The following is a 22,892-nucleotide window of genomic DNA, read 5'->3' on the forward strand; positions in this document are numbered from 1 at the left end:
ACCCCTCTCCCCAACCCTCCCCCGCAAGGGGGGAGGGAGCCCGAACAGCGTGCTCACCTCACACTGCGTCACAGGAAACGGTACCTTGATCTCTTTGGTTTGGGTTAGGGAGGCACCAGCGGCAGGGTTCCCTCTCCCCTTGCGGGGTCCGAGGCGAGCGAAGCTCGCTCTCGAGGTTAGGGAGAGGGGTAGCCGCACACGCCGGCCTTCGTAGCTACGCGTCCCTTCAACCTCCGCAGCGATAGTAATCATCATCACCCCAACGCCGTCAATTCGCCGGGCAGTGCGTAGGCCCATTGCGTGATGTTGCCGGCCCCTAGGCAGACGACGAGGTCGCCGGGGTTGGCGATGCCGCGGACGACTTTTGCCAGTTCCGTCGAACTCGGCAACGGGATCACTTCACGATGGCCATGCGCGCGCAGGCCGAGCACAAAATGGTCGCGGTCGATGCCTTCGATCGGCGCCTCGCCGGCCGGATAGACCTCGGCGACGATAACCGCATCGGCATCATTGAAGCAGGTGCAGAATTCCTCGAACAGCGATTGCAGGCGGGTGAAGCGATGCGGCTGCACCACGGCGATGATCTTACCGGCGTAGGAATCACGCGCGGCCTTCAACACTGCAGCGATCTCGACGGGATGATGGCCATAGTCGTCGATCACGGTAACGCCGTTCCACTCCCCTGTACGGGTGAAGCGCCGCTTGACGCCGCCGAATGCCGCGATTGCCTTGCGGATCGCTTCGTCTGAAATGCCGAGTTCGTGCGCCACCGCGATCGCCGCGGTGGCATTCGACGCGTTGTGCCGGCCCGGCATCGGCAGCACGATGTCCGTTATCTCGTGCGTGGCCTCCGTCTTGCGGTTGCGGATGGCAACCTTGAACTTCGATCCGCCGGCGATCGGCGTCAGGTCCATCAGCCGCGCATCGGCCTGCGGGTTTTCGCCGTAGGTGATGATGCGGCGATCCTCGATCCGGCCGACGATGCTCTGCACCACCGGGTGATCGCTGCACATCACCGCAAAGCCGTAGAACGGCACGTTCTCGACGAAATTGCGGAACGCGTCCTGGATCGCCTCGAAGGTCTTGAAATGATCGAGATGCTCGGGATCGACATTGGTGACGATGGCGACGTCGGTCGGCAGTTTCAAAAACGTGCCGTCGCTCTCGTCGGCTTCCACCACCATCCAGTCGCCCGCTCCCAGCCGCGCATTGGTGCCATAGGCGTTAATAATGCCGCCATTGATCACGGTCGGGTCGAGATTGCCGCCATCGAGCAGCGCCGCGACCATCGATGTCGTCGTGGTCTTGCCATGGGTGCCGGCAATGGCGACGCAGCTTTTCAGCCGCATCAGTTCGGCCAACATTTCGGCGCGACGCACTACCGGGATGCGCTGCGCGCGAGCCGCCATCAGTTCGGGATTGTCGCGCTTGATCGCGGTCGAGACCACGACCACGTCGGCGCCGTCGACATTCTCGGCCTCGTGGCCGACCGAGACCTTAACGCCCTTCTCGCGCAGCCGCGCGACATTGCCGCTTTCGGAGGCGTCCGAGCCCTGCACGGTGTAGCCGAGATTGACGAGCACTTCGGCGATGCCGCTCATGCCGATGCCGCCGATCCCGACGAAGTGAATGGGTCCGATCTCGCGCGGCAGTCTCATGGGTATGTCCTTGGCCTTCATCGCCAACGAAAGCGGGCGATCCAGTACTCCGCGAAGCCAGTATTCCTAAGAGCCAAGGCTCAAATCAGGCGCCGCGGCATACTGGATGCCCCGCTTTCGCGGGGCATGACAAGCGCTTTTTGGGCCACCGTCGACGTCAAATTCCGGCCGTTTTCATGACCAGATCGGCCAGCCGTTCCGCGGCATCGAGCCGGCCGACCTGGCGGGCGGCGGCGGCCATCGCGGTCAGCCGGGCGGGCTCGGCAGCAAAGGCAGAGATTTCGGCGGCCAGCCGGTCGGGCGTGAATTCTCCTTGCGGAATCCGCAAAGCGCCTTCCACCTTCGCCAATACGCCGGCATTGGCGAACTGGTCCTGGTCGATCGCCCCTGGCAATGGCACCAAAATCGACGGCCGGCCGATCGCGGCGAGTTCCGCCACGGTGCCGGCACCGGAGCGCGAGACCACGAGATGGCTGGACGCCAGCCGCGCCGGCAGGTCGGTAAAAAACGGCGCGAGCTCGGCCTTGATCTTGAGCCGGTCGTAGATGGCCCGTACCCGCGCCATGTCTTCCTCGCGCACCTGCTGCGTCAGGGCGATGCGGCTCCACAGCACCGGCTCGAGCCGTTCGATCGCACCCGGCACGATGTCGCTCATCACCCGCGCGCCCTGGCTGCCGCCGACCACCAGCAAGCGCAGCGGCCCGTTCGGTTCCGGAGACGCGAACGGCTGCGCGGCGGCGGCAAGGATCGCCGGGCGCATCGGCGTGCCGACCGTGGTCGTCTTTCCCGCGAGCGAGGGATCGCGATCGAGCACGCCGGGCAGCGAGGTCGCGATTGCGTTGACGCGCTTGGAGAGAAAACGGTTGGCGCGGCCGAGCACGGCGTTGGCATCATGAATGATGGCGGGCACGCCGAGCAGCCGTGCGGCGATCAAGGGCGGCAGCGTCGGATAGCCGCCGAAACCGACCACGGCCGCGGGCTTCAGCCGCCGAACCAGGTTGAGCGCTACGGCGGTTCCGTAGCCGAGCATGATAATGGTTCGCGCCAGCGACAACGGATTACGGCCGCGCACGGTCTCGCTCGGCACCACGTCGATATTGTCGCGGGTAAAGAGCCCACTATAGCGCAGCGCGCGGGCATCGGTCGCAAGCCGCACGCGCAAGCCCCGCTTGATGAGCTCAACCCCGAGCGCTTCGGCGGGAAACAAATGGCCGCCGGTGCCGCCGGCAGCCAGCAGAATGAGAGGCGTGTTGTCCATGGCTTCAAATAGCCGACGCCGCAGCGCTAGTCACGCCCTCAGGCGTAGCCCCGCGCCACGCCGGCCGCGTTCATCGATTCCACTTCGGTGCGCGGGCGCTGCCGCGTCAGCGCCAGCATCATGCCGACGCCATAAGCCAGCGAAATGATCGACGAGCCGCCATAGGAGATGAAGGGCAGCGTCATGCCCTTGGCGGGGATCAGTTGCAGATTGACCGCCATGTTGATGGCAGCCTGCATGCCGAACAGGATCGCAAGTCCCGACGCCGCAAAGCGCGAGAACATGTCCTCGCTCGCGTAGGCCCGCGTCAGCGTGCGGATCACGACGAAGGCGAACAGCCCAACCAGCGCCAGGCACAGGATGATGCCGAATTCTTCCGCCGCCACCGCGAACACGAAGTCGGTGTGGCTGTCCGGCAGACTGCGCTTGGCGATGCCTTCGCCGGGGCCGAGCCCGAACCAGCCGCCGTTCCAGAACGCTTCCATCGCCATGTCGACCTGGAAGGTGTCGCCGGAGGCCGGATTCAGGAAGCGCCTGATGCGGCCCGCGACGTGCGGAACCAGCAGATAGGCGCTGAACAACCCGGCCATCGCGACGCCAGCTAGGCCGGCCACCCAGATCATCCGCATGCCTGCGATGAAGAACAACGCGCCCCACACCATCAGGATCAGCATGGTCTGGCCGAAATCCGGCTCCATCACCAACAGCGACACCAACGTCAGCAGCAGCACCATCGCCATCGAGGTCGCCGGCATTTCCGGCCGCTTGGTCGATTCCGCAAATAGCCACGCCGCCATTACGACGAAGGCGGGCTTGGCGGATTCGGAGGCCTGGATGTTGACGCCGAGCAGCGTGATCCAGCGCCGCGATCCCTTCACCTCCGCACCGAAGACGAGCGTCGCCACGATCAAGAGAACGCTCACCACGAACACCAATAGCGCAAGACGGCGGATCTGCCTGGGCGACAGGAACGATACCCCAATCAGCACCAGCAGAGACGGCAACAGGAACAGCATGTGCCGGCTGAAGAAGTGGAACGGATCAAGCCCGATCCGCGTCGCCACCGGCGGGCTCGCCGCCAGCGACAGGATGACGCCGCCCAGCATCAGCGCCATGATCGCGCCAAGCAGCAGCTTATCCACGGTCCACCACCAGTCCGAAAACGGGGTGCGTTGGTCACGGGCGAGCATGGGCGTCCCCAAAATGGCAGAGGTAACGACCATTGGTGGCGCAGGATGGTTTATGGGGGGTTAATGAATTGCAGATGATTGAACGAAGCAGCGCACTCGTGCCCCGGATGCGGCGCAGCGCGGAGCGGTGCGCTGCCAGGCGGGGGCCCATGGAAGCGTGGGTCCCGGCCCTGCGTAGCGGCATTACATGCCGCAACGCGTCCGGGACACGATTGCGGTCGGCAAGGTTTCACTTTGTCCTTGTCTCGGCCGCGATCAGCTCTTTACCTTCCGCGGTCGCGATGGTCAGCCGCACCTGATCGCCGCTGCCGCCTGCAGGGATCGGCGCAGAAATGCGATTTCCGTTCTTCGGGTCGGCTTCCACGGCGTTGTCGAACAAAATCGTATCGCCGCGCCTTAACGTGACGCGCAGCGGCGTCGCCGGCTCGATACTGAAGAACTGAAGATTCACGCCGGACGCCACGGCCGAAAAATTGATCAGAATGTTCTCGTTCGCATGCGTCACGTTGCTCATGCCGACGGTCGGGCTGTAGGTTTCCGGTATAGACACTTCGCCGCGCGCGGGAAGCTTGGCGCGGTGGAAGAACTGGTCCGACACGCCCGCCCACAATTCGACGTACGGCCGCGCTTCGTTCGGGTCCTTGCGTGCGTCGGTTTCATTCGTGAACGACGGAAATCCCCACGTCCACATCTTCAAACCCCGCGTGACGGTATTGTCAGCGATGCGGATGATCCCCTCTTCGTTGTCGTGGTTGATCACACCCCAGAAATTCCTGCCCTGCATGTCGGGCGCCGCGTAGGCGATGCCCATCGTCGGCCAGTTCCTGAAGTAGCGCAGTTTTTCGAAACGGCTCTTGCCCGTGCCGGCGCTCTCGTCGCCATCGGACAGATTGCTCGACCAGCCGGGCGTACTGTAGGCCTGTATTGGCGCGATGATTTCGGCGCCGCCGGTCGTCTTGGGGTTCTTTGGGTCGGAGCCCGGCGCGAGTGTCGTGCACGTCCAGTACTCGTAATCGATCGCCTGGGGTTGCGAGTTTTTCAGCACCACGCGCGCATCAAGCGCAGCGCGATCGGCTTTCAGCGTGACGTAGTAAGTCGCTTCGACACCCGTCGATCCCTTGAGAAACTGCGTAGGCGCCGCCGAGTACGCAAAATCATCCTTGAGCGACATCGATACCGTCACTTCGCCGGCACTCTCCTTCACGACCTTAAAGTCCCACGGCTTCAGCCACGTCTTGCCGTGCTCGGGATCGGGAAATGTGGGGAAGATGCCGCCATACACCATCAGCCAGTCGTAATAGAAGTTGCCGGCCTTCATCCCGTAAGGCACGCCTACCTCGGTGCGATAAAGTTGTTCGTGACCAGTCGGCTTGTAGATGATGGAAAGAATGCGTCCGCCAAATTCAGGCAAGAGCGTTACCTTCAGATAACGATTCTCGAGCACGTAGGTCTTGAACGTGCGATCGACAATGGTCTTCTCGTCGAGCGACCCGCTGACGAGTCCATTCTCCGCAGATGTCGCGTACTGGACAGTGCTCCACGAAATCGTCGATTCGCTGAGAGACACGCTGTCGGATAGCTGCGAAGCCGCATCCACGGCGGAATGAAACGCGAAGGTCGCGGAAACTATTGCAAACGCAAAACCAACGCCGGTACGTGCAGGAGCATGAGTTGCCATTTACGACGCCTTCGAATGAGCAGGAGCGACCATCCAACACGCCCGCGGCAATTTCGAAGTTGTGCCATGCCGGCTCATTCAGCCGAGCGCAATCCCTTCAACATCGGCACCTCGGGCACGTCGGAAACCCGGTCTCGCGCCGCGCGGAGCAGATCCTGATCGGCTTTAGGAAGGGACGGCAAGTCACCGTCCTTGAAGAAACCGAGGGCTTTGAGAGGAAGTGCGGGATCTCGTCGATAGTTTACCGCAAACGCCCCCAACGCCTTTTCCAGCGAAACACCTGCGGAGAGCATTGCAGAAATGTCGCGATAATCCTTGGCTTCAGCGCGATCCAGAATCGCCTTCAGCTTGGTGGCAAGCAGGTCTTCGATGCGGGGTTCAAACTGATCCGGCATCGAACGACCTCACCGGAGCGGCGTCGGGTATCTGGCGGCTGGTTGCGCGCATCAAGCGGCCACGCCAAAACTCCCATGACCGCTCATCGATCCACCCCGGCTGCGCCTGAAGCATCGTTTCGGCAAGTCGATCGTGGCCAACCATCTGCTCCAACCGCCTCACCTCCTCAAAACCCGCCATGCTCATCGCCTGGGCGAGAATCCTGATATCCGAGCGGGGCTGAGGACCAACAGGCTCCCACCAAAAAAACTTCCTCTCCAGATCAGACAAAAACTCCTTAGGGAGGTCGCGGGTCAGTGAAGTTTCCATGGCAATAAGTTTAGCACGAGCCGCCAAACTAAGCCAGTCAGGCCCAAGTGGAGCCGAATGTTCGGCCCTCACACCACCGGCTTCACGCCCGGCAGCGCCGTCACCAGATCGCGAAACTTGGTGCCGCGGATTTCGAAATTGCGGTACTGGTCGAACGAGGCGCAGGCCGGCGACAACAGCACCACGGGATCGACAAGCCCGGACGCTTCGGCGTCGCGCGCCGCGTTGGCCACTGCCACATCGAGCGTCTCCGAAATCTCGTGCGGCACGCGCTCGCCCAGCGTTCCCGCAAACTCCTGCGCGGCTTCGCCGATCAGATAGGCTTTTCGGATGCGCGGAAAGTATTCCGTCAGCCCCGTGATGCCGCCCTGCTTCGGCTTGCCGCCGGCGATCCAGAAGATGTCAGTGAACGACGACAGCGCATGCGCGGCGGCGTCGGCATTGGTGCCCTTGGAGTCGTTGACGAACAGCACGTTGCCGCGGCGGCCGACCTGCTCCATGCGGTGCGCCAGCCCCGGAAAGCTGCGCAGGCCGTTTTGCAGCGTATCGGTGGAGATGCCCATCGCCAGCGCGCAGGCCGAAGCGCATGCCGCGTTCTGCGCGTTGTGCAGGCCGCGCAGCGAACCGATGCCGCCAAGCCTTGCAACCTCGTTGCGCGCGCCGCCGGAGGCCTGCACGACGGTTTCGCGCTCGACATAGACGCCGTCGGGCAGCGGGTTTTTTACGGAGATCCGCACCACGCGCTTTCCCGCCTGGTTGAGGCGATCGGCGATGTTGCGGCACCAGATGTCGTCGACGCCGACGATGGAGGTGCCCTGCGGCTGCACGCCGGCAACCAGCCGCGCCTTCACGGCGGCATAGTTTTCCAGCGTGCCGTGGCGATCGATATGGTCTTCGCTGACATTGAGGAGAATGCCGACGGAGGGATCGAGCGAGGGCGCCAGGTCGATCTGATAAGACGACATCTCGACGACGTGCACGCGTCCCATCCGCGGCGGCTCCAGCGAGAGGATCGCGGTGCCGATATTGCCGCCCATCTGGGTATCGTAGCCGGCGACCGTCATGAGATGCGCGATCAGGGCGGTCGTGGTAGACTTGCCGTTGGTGCCGGTGATGGCAACGAACGGCGCATCCGGGGCGTGACGGCGGCGCTCCCGGCAAAACAGTTCGATGTCGCCGATCACCTCAATGCCAGCCTGCCGCGCCATCAGCACGGACCAATGCGGCGCCGGATGCGTCAGCGGCGCGCCGGGGGTGAGGATCAGGGCCGAGAAATTCGACCACGACACCGTGCGTAGATCGGCCGTGGTGAAACCGGCTTGTGCGGCCTTGGCGACATTGTCGGCGCTGTCGTCGCCCGCGATCACTTCCGCGCCACCGGCCTTCAGCGCGTGGCAGCTCGCCAGGCCCGAACCGCCGAGGCCGAACACGGCGACCGTTTTGCCTGCGAAGGAGGTGACAGGGATCATGATTGGGCAGTCATTCCGGAGGCCGCGAAGCGGCAATCCGGAATCTCGAGATTCCGGGTTCGATGCTGACGCATCGCCCCGGAATGACCATTGCGGAACTGCACGATTATCACCGCAGCTTCAGCGTGGAGAGGCCGGCGAGCGCCAGCATCACCGAGATGATCCAGAACCGGATCACGATCTGCGGTTCGGTCCAGCCCTTCTGCTCGAAATGGTGATGCAGCGGCGCCATCCGGAACACGCGTTTTCCGGTCAGCTTGAACGAGGCCACCTGCACGATCACGGAGACGGCTTCCAGCACGAACAACCCGCCGATCACGGCGAGCACGATCTCGTGCTTCACCGCAACCGCCGTGGCGCCGAGCATGCCGCCGAGCGCGAGCGAACCGGTATCGCCCATGAAGATCGAGGCCGGCGGCGCGTTGAACCAGAGGAAGCCGAGGCCTGCGCCAAGCACCGCGCCGCACAGCACCGCAAGCTCGCCGGTGCCGGCGACGTAGCGGATCTGCAGATAATCGGAGAACACCGCATTGCCGGTCAGATACGAGATCATACCGAAACTGGCGGCGGCGATCATGACCGGCACGATCGCCAGCCCATCGAGACCGTCGGTCAGGTTCACCGCGTTGCCGGCGCCGACGATGACGAAGGCGCCAAAGATCACGAAGAACCAGCCGAAATTGATCACGACGTCCTTCAGGAAGGGCACCGCAAGCGACGTCGACGTCGCATCGCGGCCGAGCCGCACCAGCGCGTAGCAGGCCGCGAGCGCAATCACCGCTTCGATCAAAAGCCGCAGCTTGCCGGCAAAGCCGCTATGGCTCTGTTTGGTCACCTTCAGATAGTCGTCGTAAAATCCGACGAAGCCGAAGCCGAGCGTCACCGCGAGCACGATCCAGACATAGGGGTTGAGCGGATTGGCCCACAGCAGCGTCGCCACCACGAGGCCCGACAGTATCATCAGCCCGCCCATCGTCGGCGTGCCCTTCTTGGAGATCAGATGCGATTGCGGGCCGTCGGTGCGGATCGGCTGGCCCTTGCCCTGCCTGAGCCGCAAGTGATCGATGATCCAGGGCCCGAACAGGAAGACGAACAGCGCGCCTGTCACCATCGCCCCGCCGGTGCGGAAGGTGATGTAGCGAAACACGTTGAAGAAGCCGCGGAAGATGCCAAAACCGGGAACAGTATTGGAAAGCTCGATCAGCCAGTAAAACATTCAGGTAGGCCCTATCACGCGACTTGGTTGCGCCGCCTTTGGCGGCAAGCGCTCCGGGAACGCGTTCGTTCCGGGAACGCCTTGATAATCGTTTTCATCCTCAAACCAAGCAAATCTTGGTCATGCATGGGGTATTGACGAATCGCCTCTCGCGAAAGCAACGGGCACGCCGGGTGCGGCCAGCTTACGCCTTTGCCTGCAAGGCGGCCAGCAGCCGGGGCACAAACTTGTTCACCCAGAACATTTTTTTGCTGCCCTTGACCACCACGACGTCCCCGTCCCGCAGCAATGCGGCGATTTGTTGGGGATCAAGCGTCGCCGGGTCTTCGTGCCAGCCGAGCGCCCGCTCCGCCGGCACGAGGTCGTACAGATGGCGCATCAACGGGCCGACGCAGTAGATGCCGTCGAGGCCCGGCAGGTCCTTCGCGAGTTTTGTGTGATAGGCCGGCGCATCAGCGCCCAATTCCAGCATGTCGCCGAGAATGGCAATACGCCGGCCTGATGTCACCGGCCGCGCCTTCAGGCTGCCGAGCGCGGCCACCATGCTGGCCGGGTTACCGTTGAAACTGTCGTCGATCACGGTCACGCCGTGGGCCGTCTGCTCCACGCCGCGGCCGGTCATGATACCGACATCGCCGAGTTCCTTCGCCAGCGCCGCCGGATCGAGCCCCGCAGCGTGGATCGACGCCAGCGCGGCCAACGCGTTCTGCAGACGATGCGGCGCACCGGGCGTCAGGCCGAATTCGATCCGGCTGCCGTTCACCTGCGCGGCGACGTTCCAGCTCTCGCCCCGGGCGGTATGCCTCAATGCGTGAATATCCGAACCTTCACCGAAGCGGATCACCTTGCCGTTCCATTCCGGCGCAAGGACATCATCAGGCAATACCAGCACGCCATCTTTCGGCAAGCCCTGCGCGATGCTCACCTTCTCACGCCGGATCGCCTCCAGGCTGCCGAGCTTTTCCAGATGCACCGGCTGCACGTTCACCACCAGCGCCACCGTCGGCTTTGTCAGCTCGCTCAGCCGCGCGATCTCGCCGGTCTGGTTCATGCCCATCTCGACCACCCACACGCTCGCTTGCGGGCTGGCATTGCACAGCGTCAGCGGCACGCCCCAAAAATTGTTGAAGCTGCTTGGGCTCGCATAGGCGGCAGGATAGGCGGCGAGGAATTCCTTGGTGCTGGTCTTGCCGGCGCTGCCGGTGAGCCCGATCACCGGGCCGGCAAAGCGCGCCCGCGCCGCGCGCGCCAGCGCCCACAAGCCATCGATCAGCGTATCCTTGACGATCAACTGCGGAACGCGGACGCCGTCGATGGCGTGCGGAACGATCATCGCCACCGCACCCGCCGCCTCGGCCTGGCCGGCGAATTCCCAGCCGTCGCGGGCGCTGGCAAAACTGGAGATGAAGCCGCCGCTCGGCGTGCCGCTCAACGCCACGAACAGGCTTCCGGGCTTCACCAGCCGGCTGTCCTGCGTGACGAAATCAATCGGCGTGTCCGGATAATCGCCCGACAGCCCCAGCGCGCGCGCAATCTCGGCAATCGTCCACAATGGCGTCGCGTTCATGCCATCCTCGCTGCGAGCGCGGCCGCCACCGCCTCATGATCGCTGAACGGCAAGACCTTGTCGCCGACGATCTGGCCGGTCTCGTGACCCTTGCCGGCGATCAGCAATGCATCGCCAGGCTGCAGCGCCGCGATCCCCGCCCGGATCGCCTCCGCGCGATCGCCGATTTCAGTTGCGCCCTTCGCCGCGGCCAGAATGGCGGCGCGGATCGCAGCCGGATTTTCGCTGCGCGGATTATCGTCGGTAACGATGACCTGATCGGCATTCTTGGCCGCAATCGCGCCCATGATCGGGCGCTTGCCGGCATCGCGGTCGCCGCCGGCGCCGAAGATCACGACGAGCTTGCGCTTCGCGTAGGGGCGCAGCGCCTGCAGCGCCTTGGCCAGCGCATCCGGCTTGTGCGCGTAATCGACGAAGATCGGCGCGCCATTATGTTCGCCGACCCGCTCCAGCCGGCCCTTGGCGCCTTCGAGATGCTCGAGCGCCTCGAACACCGCGGCCGGCTCGCTGCCGGTGCCGATCGCGAGTCCTGCGGCGACCAGTGCATTCTCGATCTGGAATTCGCCAACCAGCGGCAGCTTGACCGTGTAGTTGCGCCCGCGGTGTTCGAGCGCGAGATCTTGCGCGAATCCTTCGACGGTGACGCCAACAAGGCGGATGCCTTCACCGGCACCATCGGCATTGCCGCCGACGGCGATGATCCGCAAACCCCGCGCCTGCGCCGCCTCGATCACTTGCTGCGAACAATCATGATCGGCCGAAATCACGGCCGCGCCATCAGGCGCGACAAGATCGCGGAACAGCCGCAGCTTGGCCGCGAGGTAATGCGCCTCGTCCGGATGATAATCCATGTGGTCGCGCGAGAGATTGGTGAAGCCGCCGGCGGCAATGCGGACGCCGTCGAGCCGGAACTGGTCGAGCCCGTGCGAGGAGGCTTCGAAAGCCAGATGCGTCACGCCATCGCCCGCGATCTCGTCGAGTTGCCTGTGAAGCGCGATCGGATCCGGCGTCGTCAGCGAGCCGTAGACCGTGCGCTTTTGCGACACCAGACCGATGGTGCCGATGCTGGCGGAAGCGTGGCCGAGCCGTTCCCAGATCTGGCGCGTGAACGCCGCGACCGAGGTCTTGCCGCTGGTGCCGGTCACCGCCGCAATGGTTGCGGGCTGACGGGGATAAAATCGCGCCGCCGCCAGCGCCAGCGCGCGGCGCGGATTTGGCGTGACGACGAAGGGAACGCGGGCATCCGCAGAGACACGCTCGCCGGCTACCGCAACTGCGCCCGCCTTGACCGCGGAATCAATGAAGCGCGCGCCGTCGGTTTTGGTCCCCGCGAGCGCGAAGAACAGATCACCGGGCTTCACCGCGCGGCTGTCGGCGCCAAGGCCTTTCACATCGACAGCTTCCGCGTGCGGCTCGATCGCAGCGTCATCGCTGAAGAGGTCGCGAAGTTTCATCTTGTTCCAGTCCGGCCCAGCGCAGTTTGGCGCACGTGGATCGTGATCCGATTTGGATCATGATCTATCTCTATTTTGGGAGCATGATCTCCGCGCAAACGCTTCGCGTTTGTCGCGAGGGAAAACCGGTCTCCACTTTTCCGGATCATGCTCCTCCTACGCCTTACTGGGTTGTCTTCGATGCTGCAAGAATAAGGCGGTCGGACGGCGGCAGGTCGAAGCGCGGCTCAATGCCCAGCAGAGGGCCGATGCGGGCAATCACCTTGCCGCCGGTCGGCACCGCGTTCCAGCCCGAGGTGATGAAGCCATGGGTTTCCGGCAGCGCCTTCGGCTCGTCCAGCATGACCAGCAACTGATACTGCGGATTGTCGGCCGGGATGATCGCAGTGAAGGAGTTGAGCACCTGTTTCTTGGAATAGCGGCCGTTGACCACCTTTTCCGAGGTACCGGTCTTGCCGCCGATATAGTAGCCCTTCACGTCGGCCTTCTTGGCGGTTCCGATCTCGGCGTTCAGCCGCATCAGATAGCGCATCTTCTCGGAGGTTTCGGTTCGGAGCACCTTCTTGCCGATCGCCCGCGCCTCCTCTTCCGACCGCTTGAGGAAGGTCGGGGGAATCAAAAGACCGCCATTGATGCAGGCATTGATGCCCATCACCGCCTGCAGCGGCGCAACCGCGATGCCATGGCCGAACGAAGCCGTGATGGTGTTGAGCTCGGTCCAGCGCTTCGGCACGATTGGCGAAGCGCTTTCCGGCAGCTCGGTGCGCAGCCGGTCCATCTGGCCGAGCTTTTTCAGGAATGCCTTGTGTGCTTCCACGCCTTGCGCCAGCGCGATCTTGGCCGCGCCGACGTTGGAGGAGAAGGTGAACACTTCCGACAGCGTGATCGCGCGGCCGACCGGATGGGTGTCGTGAATGGTGAACTTGCCGAACTTCAGCGTCCCGCGCCCGTCATAGAGCGTGTTGAGGTTGGCCTTGCCGGAATCCAGCGCCATCGCCAGTGTCAGCGCCTTGAAGGTCGAGCCCATTTCGAACACGCCCGTGGTCAGGCGGTTGATGCGCTCGGGGTCGTGCGCCTCTTTCGGATTGTTCGGATCGAAATCCGGCAGCGACACCAGGGCTACGATCTCGCCGGTCCTGACATTAGAGACGAGGCCGGAAGCTGCCTTGGCCTTGTACTTCTCTTTCGCCTTCAACAATTCGTCGCGCAGCGCGTGTTCGACGCGCAGGTCGATCGACAGTTCCACCGGCTTTTGCAGCCGATCGGTGGCGAAGCCGGCGCGGTGCAGGTCGGCCAGACCGTTATTGTCCAGCCATTTCTCCATCCCGGCGATGCCCGCATTGTCGATGTTGACGAGGCCGATCAGATGCGCGACCGCGGCGCCGGTCGGATAGACGCGCTTGTTCTCGCGCAGGAAGCCGATGCCGGGAATGCCGAGCTTGTGAATGTCGTGCTGCTGTTTGGGCGTGATTTCGCGCTTCAGCCAGACAAAGCCCTTGCGCGACGACAGGCGCGTGCGTGCCTCTGCCGTATCGAGGTCCGGCAGCGCCGCGGTCAAGAGTTCGATCGCCTCGTCCTTGTCGATGATGCGCCTGGGCTCGCCGAACAGGCTCGGCGCCTTGACATCGGTCGCCAGCACCTCGCCGTTGCGGTCGACGATGTCGGGCCGCGCGGTCGCAATCGCGTCCTGCGAGGCGGTACGGCGGGCGCCGTGGCTGTCGGCGCCGACGGCGAACATCACCAGACGTCCGGCCAGCACCGCATAGATTGCCGCAAACAGCAGGATCGCAAGCCCCACGCGCGCCCGCGCCTTGACGGCGCGGTCGACATTGCGCCCATAGAGCAGGCTGCGGATCAGCCGCCGCCGCCACGGTTCCGCGGGCTTTCGCGCCATCTTTGTCAGCGCCCGGCCGGTCATTGCTGATCTCCCGGTGCGGGCACGGAGCCGGTTGTGGGCGGCGCCTCGGCGGCAGCCTCGATAGTGTTGATCATCGCGCCGATCGGATCGGGCGCACCCGGCCTTGCAAAGGCCGGTGGTCGTTCCGGCAAATTCTTCAACTGGTCATATTGCGTGGCGACCAACGGCTTCAGGCTGAGATGGCGCTCGGCAAGTCCCTGCAGCCGCAGCGGCGCATCGAGCTTGGCCCATTCCGCGCGCAGCGCCGCAATCGCGTCGCGCTGCTCGCGTATCTCGGCGTTGAGCCGCAGCACGCGCTCGACGCGGGCGGTCGATTCCATCTTGATCCGGTAGACATAGGCAGCCGCGAACACCAGCACGCCGATGACGAGGAAGTGGATGATCCGCATGATCAGCCTCCCCTCATCACGTCGGCAAGGGTAGGCCACGCCGGCAGGCGGCCGGCCGGATGCGCCGGCGCCGCGGTGCGCTCGGCGGCGCGCAGTTTTGCCGAACGCGCGCGCGGATTGGCGGCAAGCTCGGCTTCACCGGGGGTGACCGGACGCTTCGTCAGAATCTGAAAGCTCGGCGCCGCCTGCGCCACTTCGGGCAAATGCCGCGAACCGCCGCCAGCCTTGCCACGCGCGTTGAGGAAATCCTTGACGATGCGGTCTTCCAGCGAATGGAACGAGACGACCGCCAACCGCCCGCCGGGTTTCAGCACGCGCTCGGCCGCAGCCAGCGCCAGATGCAGCTCGTCGAGCTCGGCGTTGACGAAGATCCGCAAGCCCTGGAACGTCCGCGTCGCCGGATGAATCTCGTTGGGCTTTGAGCGAACCACCCTGCCGACGATATCGGCCAGCGCCTGCGTGGTCGTAATTGGCGCCTCTTTCCGCGCCGCCACGATGGCACGCGCCACCGCGCGGGAATGGCGCTCTTCGCCGAAGATATAGATGATATTGGCGAGGTCGGTCTCGGAGGCCTTCGCCACCACATCGGCCGCCGTCGGGCCGTCATGCCCCATCCGCATGTCGAGCGGGCCGCCGAGCCGGAACGAGAAGCCGCGCTCGGCCTGATCGAGCTGCATCGAGGAAACGCCGACGTCCATCACGACGCCGTCCACCGCAGGCACACCTTGCGCCGCGCAGATTTCAGCAAGGTTGGAGAATCGGTCCTCGACCAGGGTCAGCCGGCCGCCGGACTGCTCGACCAGATCGAACCCACCGGCAACCGCCGACCGGTCGCGGTCGATGCCGATGACCTGTGTTCCCGGAATCTCGAGAATCGCGCGGCTGTAGCCGCCGGCGCCGAAGGTCGCGTCGACATAGATGCCGCCGTCCCTGGGATCGAGCATCTCGACCGCCTCGCGGCCGAGCACCGAGATGTGGCGCGGCGCAACCGGGGTCATGCGCCGTCCTCTGGCGTTTTCCAGTCTGTGGTACGAAAACTGGACGCGAACGGGCCCATTGCGCCTCAAATCTCTGCGCTTCGCCGGGCTTTTCCGGCCAGATGGCCGCGAACAGGCGGGATGGCCGCCTCTCGCCCGGCCCCGCGACCCCTCATTTCCCGACGGAATTTGCTGGGTTGCCATGGCATTTTCGAGCGTGAAAGAGGGCCTCGGCCGTCCCCAACCCGGTTCGGCTATTCACCACTTAGTAACGGCACTTAGCGTTAAGAAAGCGTTGATGGTCGGCCGCGGGTTTTCCGCGCTTTCTATAGCGTTTTCGAGCGAAGTGGGTACCGGTTCGCGTGAAGAAAACGCGTCAAAACAAGAATCTAGAGCTTCGGTTCTGATTGAATCAGAACCGAAGCTCTAGACACCGGAAAATGGTGATGCGCCTCGCCCACACTCGGTCAAAATACGAGAGGGAACTCGGCCGCCCGCATTGCGCGGGCACGCGGTAAATGAATAGTAAACGATATTGCCGTTTGAACACGATGTTGCCGCTCTGCCGCCCGGTTTGGGTTTAAAAAATGGCTTCTGGTTCGTTCACATCTGCTGGTATTGATTCGAGGCGTCAACGCGCCCTTCCCGTTCCCAGGGCCAACGCCGACATGAAGACCTTTACCCCGGATTCCTCGATCGCATCCGACGTCATCCCGTCGCCGAACTATGGCGACCGCAACGACGGCCGCGTCGCCGATATGATCCTGCTGCACTACACCGGCATGCCGGATGTGGAAGGCGCGATCGCCCAGCTCTGCACCCCCGGCACCGACGTTTCAGCCCATTACATCGTGCTGGAGGACGGCCGCATCGTGCAATGCGTGCCGGAAGCCAAGCGCGCCTGGCACGCCGGCGTATCCTCTTGGGCCGGCGAGGAAGACATCAATTCCTGCTCGATCGGCGTCGAGATCATCAACCGCGGCCACGACTGGGGCTATCCGGATTTCCCATCGCGCCAGATCGCCGCCGTGATCGCGCTGTGCCGCGGCATCATGCTCCGCCGCAAAATACCTGCACATCGCGTGCTCGCACATTCCGACGTCGCGCCGGCGCGCAAGAAGGACCCCGGCGAAAAATTCCCGTGGCACTTGCTGGCGAATTCCGGCGTCGGCCATTGGGTGCAGCCGGCGCCGATCGTGCGCGGCGAAACGCTCAAGCTCGGCAGCATCTCAGATGGCGTCGCCAACATGCAGGCAGCGCTCGCCAAATACGGCTACAACATCCCGACCCACGGCAAGTTCGACGGTCCGACCATGGAAGTGGTCACCGCGTTCCAGCGTCACTTCCGCCCCGCGCGCGTCGACGGCATCGCCGATCACTCGACCATGAGCACGCTGCATGCGCTATTGGCGAGCCTGCCGGCGGAGGCGATGACGACGGTGGCGGCGAGGTAACTCACCGGTACTTCCATCGTCATTGCGAGGAGCGAAGCGACGAAGCAATCCATCTCTCCAGACGTGCGGAAAGATGGATTGCTTCCGCCTTCGCGCAGAGGCGCTTCGGCGGACTTGAGCCCTGCGAAGCTTGCGTAGCAAGCGTAGAAGGGTCGCTGCGCTCGCAATGACGGCTAGAGTCCGCCCGCGCTTGCCTCCATCTCCGCTATCCTTCGCGCATACAGCCTTCGCAGCGGCTCCAACTGCGTCGCAACCGTCGCCTCCTGATACGCTTCCCGCGCTGCGTCGTGCCGCCCAAGCCTGCGCAGCAAATCAGCGCGGACGGCCGGCAGCAGCTCATAACTCTTCAGCCCACCGCGCGCCGCCAGCGCATCGACCAGATCGAGCGCCCGCGCCGGCCCATCGACCATCGACACCGCAGCGGCGTGATTGAGTTCGATCACCGGCGACGGGCTGATCCGAAGCAGCACCTCGTAGAGCCCAGCGATCTGCCGCCAGTCGGTGTCTTCGTAACTGGGCGCACGCGCATGCAGCGCGGCGATCGCCGCCTGCACCGCGTAGGATTGCGGCCGGCCCGGTATCCGCAATGCCTCTTCCACAAGCAGCAAGCCTTCCGAAATCTGTGCACGATCCCATAGCGTGCGGTCTTGCTCTTCCAGCAGCACGATGTCACCGCCTGCGGTCTCGCGGCCGGCGCGCCGCGCATCATGCAGCAGCATCAGGGCGAGCAGGCCCTTGATCTCGCCACGCCCAGGTATCAACGCATCGAGCAGCCGCGCCAGCCGAATCGCTTCGCGCGCGAGATCCGGCCGCATCAGGCCTTCCCCTGACGTGGCGGCGTATCCCTCGGTGAAGACGAGATAGACCACCGCGAGCACGCCGCGCAGCCGGGGCTCCAGTGCTTCGCGTTCCGGCACCTCATAGGGAATGCCGGCAAGACGGATTTTTTGCTTGGCCCGCAGCAGGCGTTGCGCCATCGCATCTTCGCTGGCGAGAAAGGCGCGCGCGACCTGCGCCGTCGTGAGCCCGCATACGGTGCGCAGCGTCAGCGCGACCTGTACCTCGGCGGCAAAGGAGGGGTGACAGCACGTGAAAATCAGCCGCAGCATGTCGTCGTCAAGCGCGCTGTCGGCGTCCTCGCATGGCTCGGATGCGTTGAGCAGCAGTTCGTGCGTCAGTTCCTGCTGCTTGCCGCGGAACGCGATGTTGCGTCTGATACGATCGACCGCCTTGTTGCGGCCGACATTGACCAGCCAGGCACGTGGATTGGACGGCAGGCCCGCGGCCGGCCAGCGTTCCAGCGCCACCGCGAACGCGTCCTGCAAGGCATCCTCGGCCAGATCGAAATCGCCGACGAGACGGATCAGCGTGGCCAGCGCCCGCCCCGTCTCGTCGCGGAATGTTTTTTCGATTTCGGTGGGTGTCATAAGGTGCCCAACGTCGTCATTCCGGGGCGATGCGAAGCATCGAACTCCGATGCGCAATTGCGCATCGGAGAATCTCGAGATTCTCAGGTGCGCAATTGCGCACCATAGTTCGCTTCGCGCCCCGGAATGACGGCTTCGCCGTCAGTCATAAACCATGATCGGCCTGACCTCGATCGAACCCGTCTTGGCGCCGGGAATCCGGGCGGCGATGCCAAGTGCGGTGTCGAGATCCTTGGCTTCGACCAGATAATAGCCGCCGAGCTGTTCGCGCGTCTCTGCGAACGGACCGTCCGTCGTCATGACCTTGCCGTCACGGACCCGCACGGTGGTTGCCGTCGTTGACGGCTGCAAGCCGTCGCCGGCCTTGAAATGGCCGCTCTGGATGATGGATTGGGTGAACGCCCCGTATTCCGCCGTCATTTGCTTGTGCGCCGCGGCGTCCATTTTTCCAAGCTCGGCCTCGCTCCGATAGATCATCAACAAATACTGCATCTTGAATACTCCTCTTGATCGGCTGGATCGCCGACACCCAGTCGAACGGGCCCCTCGGAAAACGACATCGCCAGAATAAATTATTTTAGGGCGGAAGCCGGGCCGCCGGAATCTGCGCAGGAAGTATTCAGGAACGACCGCCGGCCTCGGCGAGCCGCCGCTGCAATTCCCTCACCTCCTCAAACCGCTTCGTTACGTCGCGCATGACGGCCACGGTGCCCGCGACCTCCTGCGCTTCGCTTCGCAACAGGACGATGGTGAACTCGACCGAGATCCGCCGGCCGTCCTTGGTCAGGCCGGGCACCGACAACAAATCGCCGTGCCCGTAGCGGCTCGTTCCCGTCTCGATGGTATGCCTAAAGCCGGCCCAGTGCCGCGCCCGCAAATTTTCAGGGATGATCAGGTCGAGCGACCGGCCGGTGGCTTCCGCAGCCGTGAAGCCGAATATCCGCTCCGCGCCCGGATTCCAGAACGTGATGCGCCCATCGCGATCGGTCGCAATGATCGCGTCAGAAGCGCTGTGCAGCAGAGCTTCGCCAAGACCGGGAGGAATGTTCATCGCTCGCATCCAGAAATCGAACCGACCGGCATCAAATGCCGCGCTGTCGCGCATGTCAAAATCATGCTGACGGAACCGGATTAACCATCGCCATCCCTTGACGGCGCGGCCACGAGCCCCCATTCGTAATGCGTCAGTCGGCCGGACGGCCGCTTCCGCTATGGTCGAAAGGCTGCGGGGGAGGAAAGTCCGGGCTCCATCGACATGCGGTGCCGGATAACGTCCGGCGGGGGTAACCCCAGGGAAAGTGCCACAGAGAACGAACCGCCCTCCTTCGCCTTCGGGCTTCGGAGGGTAAGGGTGAAAAGGTGCGGTAAGAGCGCACCGCGTTTCCGGCAACGGAGACGGCATGGCAAACCCCACCGGGAGCAAAACCGAATAGGGACGGCAACGCGGGCTGTTCGCGAAAGCGATAACGCCGCAGGGCTATGTCAGGCTCGCCGTCCGGGTAGGTTGCTCGAGGCCATGTGCGAACATGGTCCCAGAGGAATGGCCGTCACGTATCATTCGAAAGAATGGTGCCCTACAGAACCCGGCTTACAGGCTGGCTGATATTTCTGATGAATGAGGGGTTCGGCGCAAACACGCCGGACCCCTCGCCATTTCCGGATTCGTTCAGAGGCTGTAGCCCGCATGAGCGTAGCGACATGCGGGACGGCTTTGGAGACGTGAGTGATTGGCGAGAGTGACCCCGGATATCGCTTCGCTCATCCGGGCTACACGTCATCGCAACAAATTTTAATCGCGCGCCGCCTCCGCGATCGCCTGCGCCAGCCGCGCCGGGTTGCTGAAGAACATTTCATGGCTGCCGTCGCATTCGACCAGCCGGAACAGGCCCAGCCGCTCCGACAAGCGCGGGTGCCATGGCAGGCCGTGCGGCAGGGCAATGTCCTGCCTGCAATTGACATAGGATTTGCCGATCGGCAGCTCTGCCAGTGGACGCTTCAGCGCGATCTTGTCGGTGAACGTCTTGTACGGATGCAGGTTGAGCCTGGCATAGGCCGACTTTGCCAGTTCGAGATCGGCATCGTTGATGAAGGCATCGCGCCAGATTTCGAACGGCAGCATAACAGCGTTGTTGTTGGCAGCGGCCACGGCATCGAACAGGCCGACATAGTGCGGCGGCACCATGTCGTTGAGACACTGCCCGTCCAGTGGAACGAAGGCGTTGACGTAGACGAGGCGCTTGATCCTGTCGGTCAGACGGTCGGCAACGCCCGAGATCACCATCCCGCCATAGGAGTGGCCGACCAGCCTGATGTCGCGGAGATCGTTCGCCTCGATGTAGGTGACGACGGACGAGATCGCCTGATCGAGTCCTGTTTTCTCGCGATCGTCATCATTGTTGTTGCCGGCGACTGTCGGGCAATGCACGACGTGGCCGCTCTCGCGAAGATGTCCGGCGACCGCTTCCATTTCGGCGCCGGTGTGCCACGCGCCATGAACAAGAACATAGATGTCTGACATTCCGTCTCCCCCTGATTTTCTGGAAGTCAGACATTGATGGGGACGGCTATTCCCGGATGGCCGGGTTCGGCCACCGCCATCGCCTGATTGCGCCAGGCCCTTACCGCTGCCGCCGGAACGCGCCCGGCGTCATGCCGAGATATCTCCGGCATTGGCGGATGAAGTGAGACGGATCGGAAAAACCGACCCGCAGCCCGATCCCGCCGACGCCGATGCGATCGAATCGCGGCTCGCTCAGCATCCGGCGCGCCGCCGCCATGCGGCAATCGTTGAGCAGCCCGCTGAACGTCAGGCCCGCTTTGTTGAGGCAGCGGTGCAAGGTCCGCTCCGAGACACGCAAATCCTCCGCGACGGCCACAGCCGTCAGTCCCGGCTCGGCGTAGCGCAGCCTTATGGCACAGCCGATCTGGTCCAAGAGCTTCGCGGCATCGCGCTGCTCGGCGGATGTGCACGGAATCTCGCTGCCGAACCCAAGCGCCAGCAGCGCGCCGAGCTGGTCGGTCAGAACCCGCGCCGGCAGCGGCTGGTCCGTGGCGAGCTGCGGAGTCAATTGGCAGGCAAATGCGCTGAGCACCGCGCCCCAGCCGGCGCGCCCGTCGATGCGCTGCCCAATGCGCCGCTCGGGATCTGATATCCACGATTCGACCCAGTGAATCGGCAGCTCCAGCGACAGCGTGTCCGCGCTCACCGGAAAGTTGAATTCATAGCAGCGCCGGGAATCCAGCAGCACGAGATCCATCGGCCGCATTCGCGACGCGTGACCGTTCTGCATCACCGTCCACTCGTTGTCGGTCTTGCACAGCAGGTAATAGTAGTTGGCCGTGCTGCGGGCGACGCTGGCTTTGCGGCGATAGACGTGCTGCGCCGATCCCTGCACGCGGTTGATGCCGATCGTGTCGAGTTGGCCGCGCTGAACGGAGCAGTCGAAGCCCGAGCGGACCTGCGTCGTGATATCCATTTCGAGAAAACATTCGCAGACGGCGCCGATCCAATAGTCCAGGCGCCGTTCCGGCTCGACCAGGCCGGTTGACCACGTCTCGATGACTGAAGTCGTTCTGGCCGCCATGCCCTGCCCTCCGCGATCGACGTCGACTACCGGCTCGCTAGCTTGTTGGGCGCGTGGCGGAGAGTCAATCCGCCTGCGATGTCCCGTAGATGGGGTAACGGGCCTACGCCACGATCTTCTGCAGGAGCGCCATCAACGCCTCCGGCGCGGTGACATTCGGCGAATGGCTGGCGTCGATCTCGTAATAGCTCCAGGCGGGATCGCCCTTTGTCATTTTGGCGAACGGTCCGAACGTGTCGGCGGGCGTGATCCGCGTGGCGTAGATGTAGCTGCGTGGCAAGGTCAGCGCGCCGCCCTGCAGCTTGAGCCTGGTCTCGAAACACTTGATCGGCATGTCGACGCGACGGGCGGAGAGCCATTCGACGTCCGCCGGCGACGTATCTGGCGGCGTCGGGTTTGGCGGCACGCGCCAGCCGTCACCGCTCTTCGAAAGCTCCTGCATCCGCGCCCGCCCCGCCTCGTTCAAATCGAGCAGCGACTGGCCGTCCTGCGGCACGAAGGCGTCGATATAAATGAGCTGCTTGACCTTGTCGCGCGCCAGGTCGGCGACGCCGGTCGCGACCATGCCGCCGTAGCTGTGGCCGATCAGCACGAAATCGCGCAGGTCTTCATACCTGATGACGGCAAGTACGTCTTCGATATGCGAATTGAGATCGATCCCCGGATGCGCCAGATGCGCGCGGTCGCCGAGACCGCTGTAGGTTGGCGTGATCAGGCGATGCCCGGCGGCCTGCATCAGCGGATGCATCTTCTTCCAGGCCCAACCCGCGGACCACGCGCCGTGACAGACGAGGAAGGTTTTCGAAGAGGTCGAGCTCATTGGGTCGTTCCCATGATGCTATTGTTGAAGACGTCGATTGCGATAGTACCCGCCCGCCGCGTCGTGTAAACGTGGGCGCAAAATCGCAGCATCGTCATTCCGGGATGGTCCGAAGGACCAGACCCGGA

The 22,892-nt window shown here is 63.8% G+C and carries 20 protein-coding genes and 1 other RNA gene; 2 read left to right on the forward strand and 19 right to left on the reverse strand.

Annotated elements, in window-relative coordinates; all coding sequences use genetic code 11:
• Window positions 1-254: 254 nt before the first annotated feature.
• The 13 genes from murC to rsmH all read right to left on the reverse strand — a co-directional run bounded on the left by murC (window position 255) and on the right by rsmH (window position 15,500).
• Window positions 255-1,658 carry a UDP-N-acetylmuramate--L-alanine ligase gene (gene murC / locus V1292_RS00995; protein WP_334369907.1) on the reverse strand — a complete coding sequence of 468 codons (1,404 nt, stop codon included), beginning with the start codon at window positions 1,656-1,658 and terminating at the stop codon, window positions 255-257.
• Window positions 1,659-1,815: 157 nt separating this feature from the next.
• Window positions 1,816-2,916, reverse strand: a complete 1,101-nt coding sequence (gene murG / locus V1292_RS01000) for an undecaprenyldiphospho-muramoylpentapeptide beta-N-acetylglucosaminyltransferase (protein WP_334369908.1) — start codon at window positions 2,914-2,916, stop codon at window positions 1,816-1,818.
• Between the two features lie 38 nt (window positions 2,917-2,954).
• Entirely contained in the window at window positions 2,955-4,106 is a 1,152-nt protein-coding gene (ftsW, locus tag V1292_RS01005; RefSeq protein WP_334369909.1) for a putative lipid II flippase FtsW, read from the reverse strand.
• 229 nt (window positions 4,107-4,335) lie between these two features.
• Window positions 4,336-5,784, reverse strand: a complete 1,449-nt coding sequence (locus tag V1292_RS01010; RefSeq protein ID WP_334369910.1) for a DUF5107 domain-containing protein — start codon at window positions 5,782-5,784, stop codon at window positions 4,336-4,338.
• A gap of 74 nt (window positions 5,785-5,858) precedes the next feature.
• Window positions 5,859-6,179 (reverse strand): nucleotidyl transferase AbiEii/AbiGii toxin family protein, encoded by a 321-nt coding sequence (locus tag V1292_RS01015; protein WP_334369911.1) that lies wholly within the window; start codon window positions 6,177-6,179, stop codon window positions 5,859-5,861.
• Complete coding sequence (locus V1292_RS01020; RefSeq protein WP_334369912.1) at window positions 6,163-6,489, reverse strand: hypothetical protein; 327 nt, start codon at window positions 6,487-6,489, stop codon at window positions 6,163-6,165. Before V1292_RS01020 ends, V1292_RS01015 begins: the two co-directional genes overlap by 17 nt.
• A gap of 68 nt (window positions 6,490-6,557) precedes the next feature.
• A complete protein-coding gene (gene murD, locus V1292_RS01025) occupies window positions 6,558-7,958 on the reverse strand; it encodes a UDP-N-acetylmuramoyl-L-alanine--D-glutamate ligase (RefSeq protein WP_334369913.1) in 1,401 nt (466 codons plus the stop codon).
• 109 nt (window positions 7,959-8,067) lie between these two features.
• Window positions 8,068-9,174, reverse strand: coding sequence for a phospho-N-acetylmuramoyl-pentapeptide-transferase (gene mraY / locus V1292_RS01030; protein ID WP_057847013.1), 1,107 nt, complete (start codon window positions 9,172-9,174; stop codon window positions 8,068-8,070).
• 184 nt (window positions 9,175-9,358) lie between these two features.
• The gene (locus V1292_RS01035; RefSeq protein ID WP_334369914.1) at window positions 9,359-10,741 is read right to left on the reverse strand and encodes a UDP-N-acetylmuramoyl-tripeptide--D-alanyl-D-alanine ligase; all 1,383 of its coding nucleotides are present in this window, start codon (window positions 10,739-10,741) and stop codon (window positions 9,359-9,361) included.
• Window positions 10,738-12,195, reverse strand: coding sequence for a UDP-N-acetylmuramoyl-L-alanyl-D-glutamate--2,6-diaminopimelate ligase (locus V1292_RS01040; protein ID WP_334369915.1), 1,458 nt, complete (start codon window positions 12,193-12,195; stop codon window positions 10,738-10,740). Before V1292_RS01040 ends, V1292_RS01035 begins: the two co-directional genes overlap by 4 nt.
• 163 nt (window positions 12,196-12,358) lie before the next feature.
• Window positions 12,359-14,113 carry a peptidoglycan D,D-transpeptidase FtsI family protein gene (locus tag V1292_RS01045; protein ID WP_334369916.1) on the reverse strand — a complete coding sequence of 585 codons (1,755 nt, stop codon included), beginning with the start codon at window positions 14,111-14,113 and terminating at the stop codon, window positions 12,359-12,361.
• Window positions 14,110-14,502: a cell division protein FtsL gene (ftsL, locus tag V1292_RS01050; protein WP_057847016.1), complete on the reverse strand. Its 393-nt coding sequence runs from the start codon at window positions 14,500-14,502 to the stop codon at window positions 14,110-14,112. The genes V1292_RS01045 and ftsL overlap by 4 nt, the downstream gene beginning before the upstream one ends.
• 2 nt (window positions 14,503-14,504) lie before the next feature.
• Window positions 14,505-15,500, reverse strand: coding sequence for a 16S rRNA (cytosine(1402)-N(4))-methyltransferase RsmH (gene rsmH, locus V1292_RS01055; protein WP_334369917.1), 996 nt, complete (start codon window positions 15,498-15,500; stop codon window positions 14,505-14,507).
• A 566-nt stretch (window positions 15,501-16,066) separates the two neighbouring features.
• Between rsmH and V1292_RS01060 the strand changes: the two genes are divergently transcribed.
• Window positions 16,067-16,933: an N-acetylmuramoyl-L-alanine amidase gene (locus tag V1292_RS01060; RefSeq protein WP_334369918.1), complete on the forward strand. Its 867-nt coding sequence runs from the start codon at window positions 16,067-16,069 to the stop codon at window positions 16,931-16,933.
• 173 nt (window positions 16,934-17,106) lie between these two features.
• On the opposite strand, the gene V1292_RS01065 is transcribed toward V1292_RS01060, so the two are convergent.
• The 3 genes from V1292_RS01065 to V1292_RS01075 all read right to left on the reverse strand — a co-directional run bounded on the left by V1292_RS01065 (window position 17,107) and on the right by V1292_RS01075 (window position 19,411).
• Window positions 17,107-18,360, reverse strand: a complete 1,254-nt coding sequence (locus V1292_RS01065; protein ID WP_334369919.1) for an RNA polymerase sigma factor — start codon at window positions 18,358-18,360, stop codon at window positions 17,107-17,109.
• 141 nt (window positions 18,361-18,501) lie between these two features.
• Window positions 18,502-18,852, reverse strand: a complete 351-nt coding sequence (locus V1292_RS01070; protein ID WP_334369920.1) for a YciI family protein — start codon at window positions 18,850-18,852, stop codon at window positions 18,502-18,504.
• A gap of 127 nt (window positions 18,853-18,979) precedes the next feature.
• Window positions 18,980-19,411: a PAS domain S-box protein gene (locus V1292_RS01075; protein ID WP_334369921.1), complete on the reverse strand. Its 432-nt coding sequence runs from the start codon at window positions 19,409-19,411 to the stop codon at window positions 18,980-18,982.
• 133 nt (window positions 19,412-19,544) lie between these two features.
• On the opposite strand from V1292_RS01075, the gene rnpB reads away from it, so the two are divergent.
• An RNA gene (rnpB, locus tag V1292_RS01080) (RNase P RNA component class A) lies at window positions 19,545-19,967 on the forward strand.
• Between the two features lie 182 nt (window positions 19,968-20,149).
• Here the strand turns inward: rnpB and V1292_RS01085 are convergent.
• The 3 genes from V1292_RS01085 to V1292_RS01095 all read right to left on the reverse strand — a co-directional run bounded on the left by V1292_RS01085 (window position 20,150) and on the right by V1292_RS01095 (window position 22,764).
• On the reverse strand, window positions 20,150-20,878 hold the full coding sequence (locus V1292_RS01085) for an alpha/beta fold hydrolase (protein WP_334369922.1): 729 nt from the start codon (window positions 20,876-20,878) through the stop codon (window positions 20,150-20,152).
• A 100-nt stretch (window positions 20,879-20,978) separates the two neighbouring features.
• Window positions 20,979-21,944 (reverse strand): helix-turn-helix transcriptional regulator, encoded by a 966-nt coding sequence (locus V1292_RS01090; RefSeq protein WP_334369923.1) that lies wholly within the window; start codon window positions 21,942-21,944, stop codon window positions 20,979-20,981.
• Window positions 21,945-22,047: 103 nt separating this feature from the next.
• The gene (locus tag V1292_RS01095; protein WP_334369924.1) at window positions 22,048-22,764 is read right to left on the reverse strand and encodes an alpha/beta fold hydrolase; all 717 of its coding nucleotides are present in this window, start codon (window positions 22,762-22,764) and stop codon (window positions 22,048-22,050) included.
• Window positions 22,765-22,892: the final 128 nt, after the last annotated feature.

Source organism: Bradyrhizobium sp. AZCC 1719 (assembly GCF_036924525.1).
Taxonomy (GTDB): domain Bacteria; phylum Pseudomonadota; class Alphaproteobacteria; order Rhizobiales; family Xanthobacteraceae; genus Bradyrhizobium.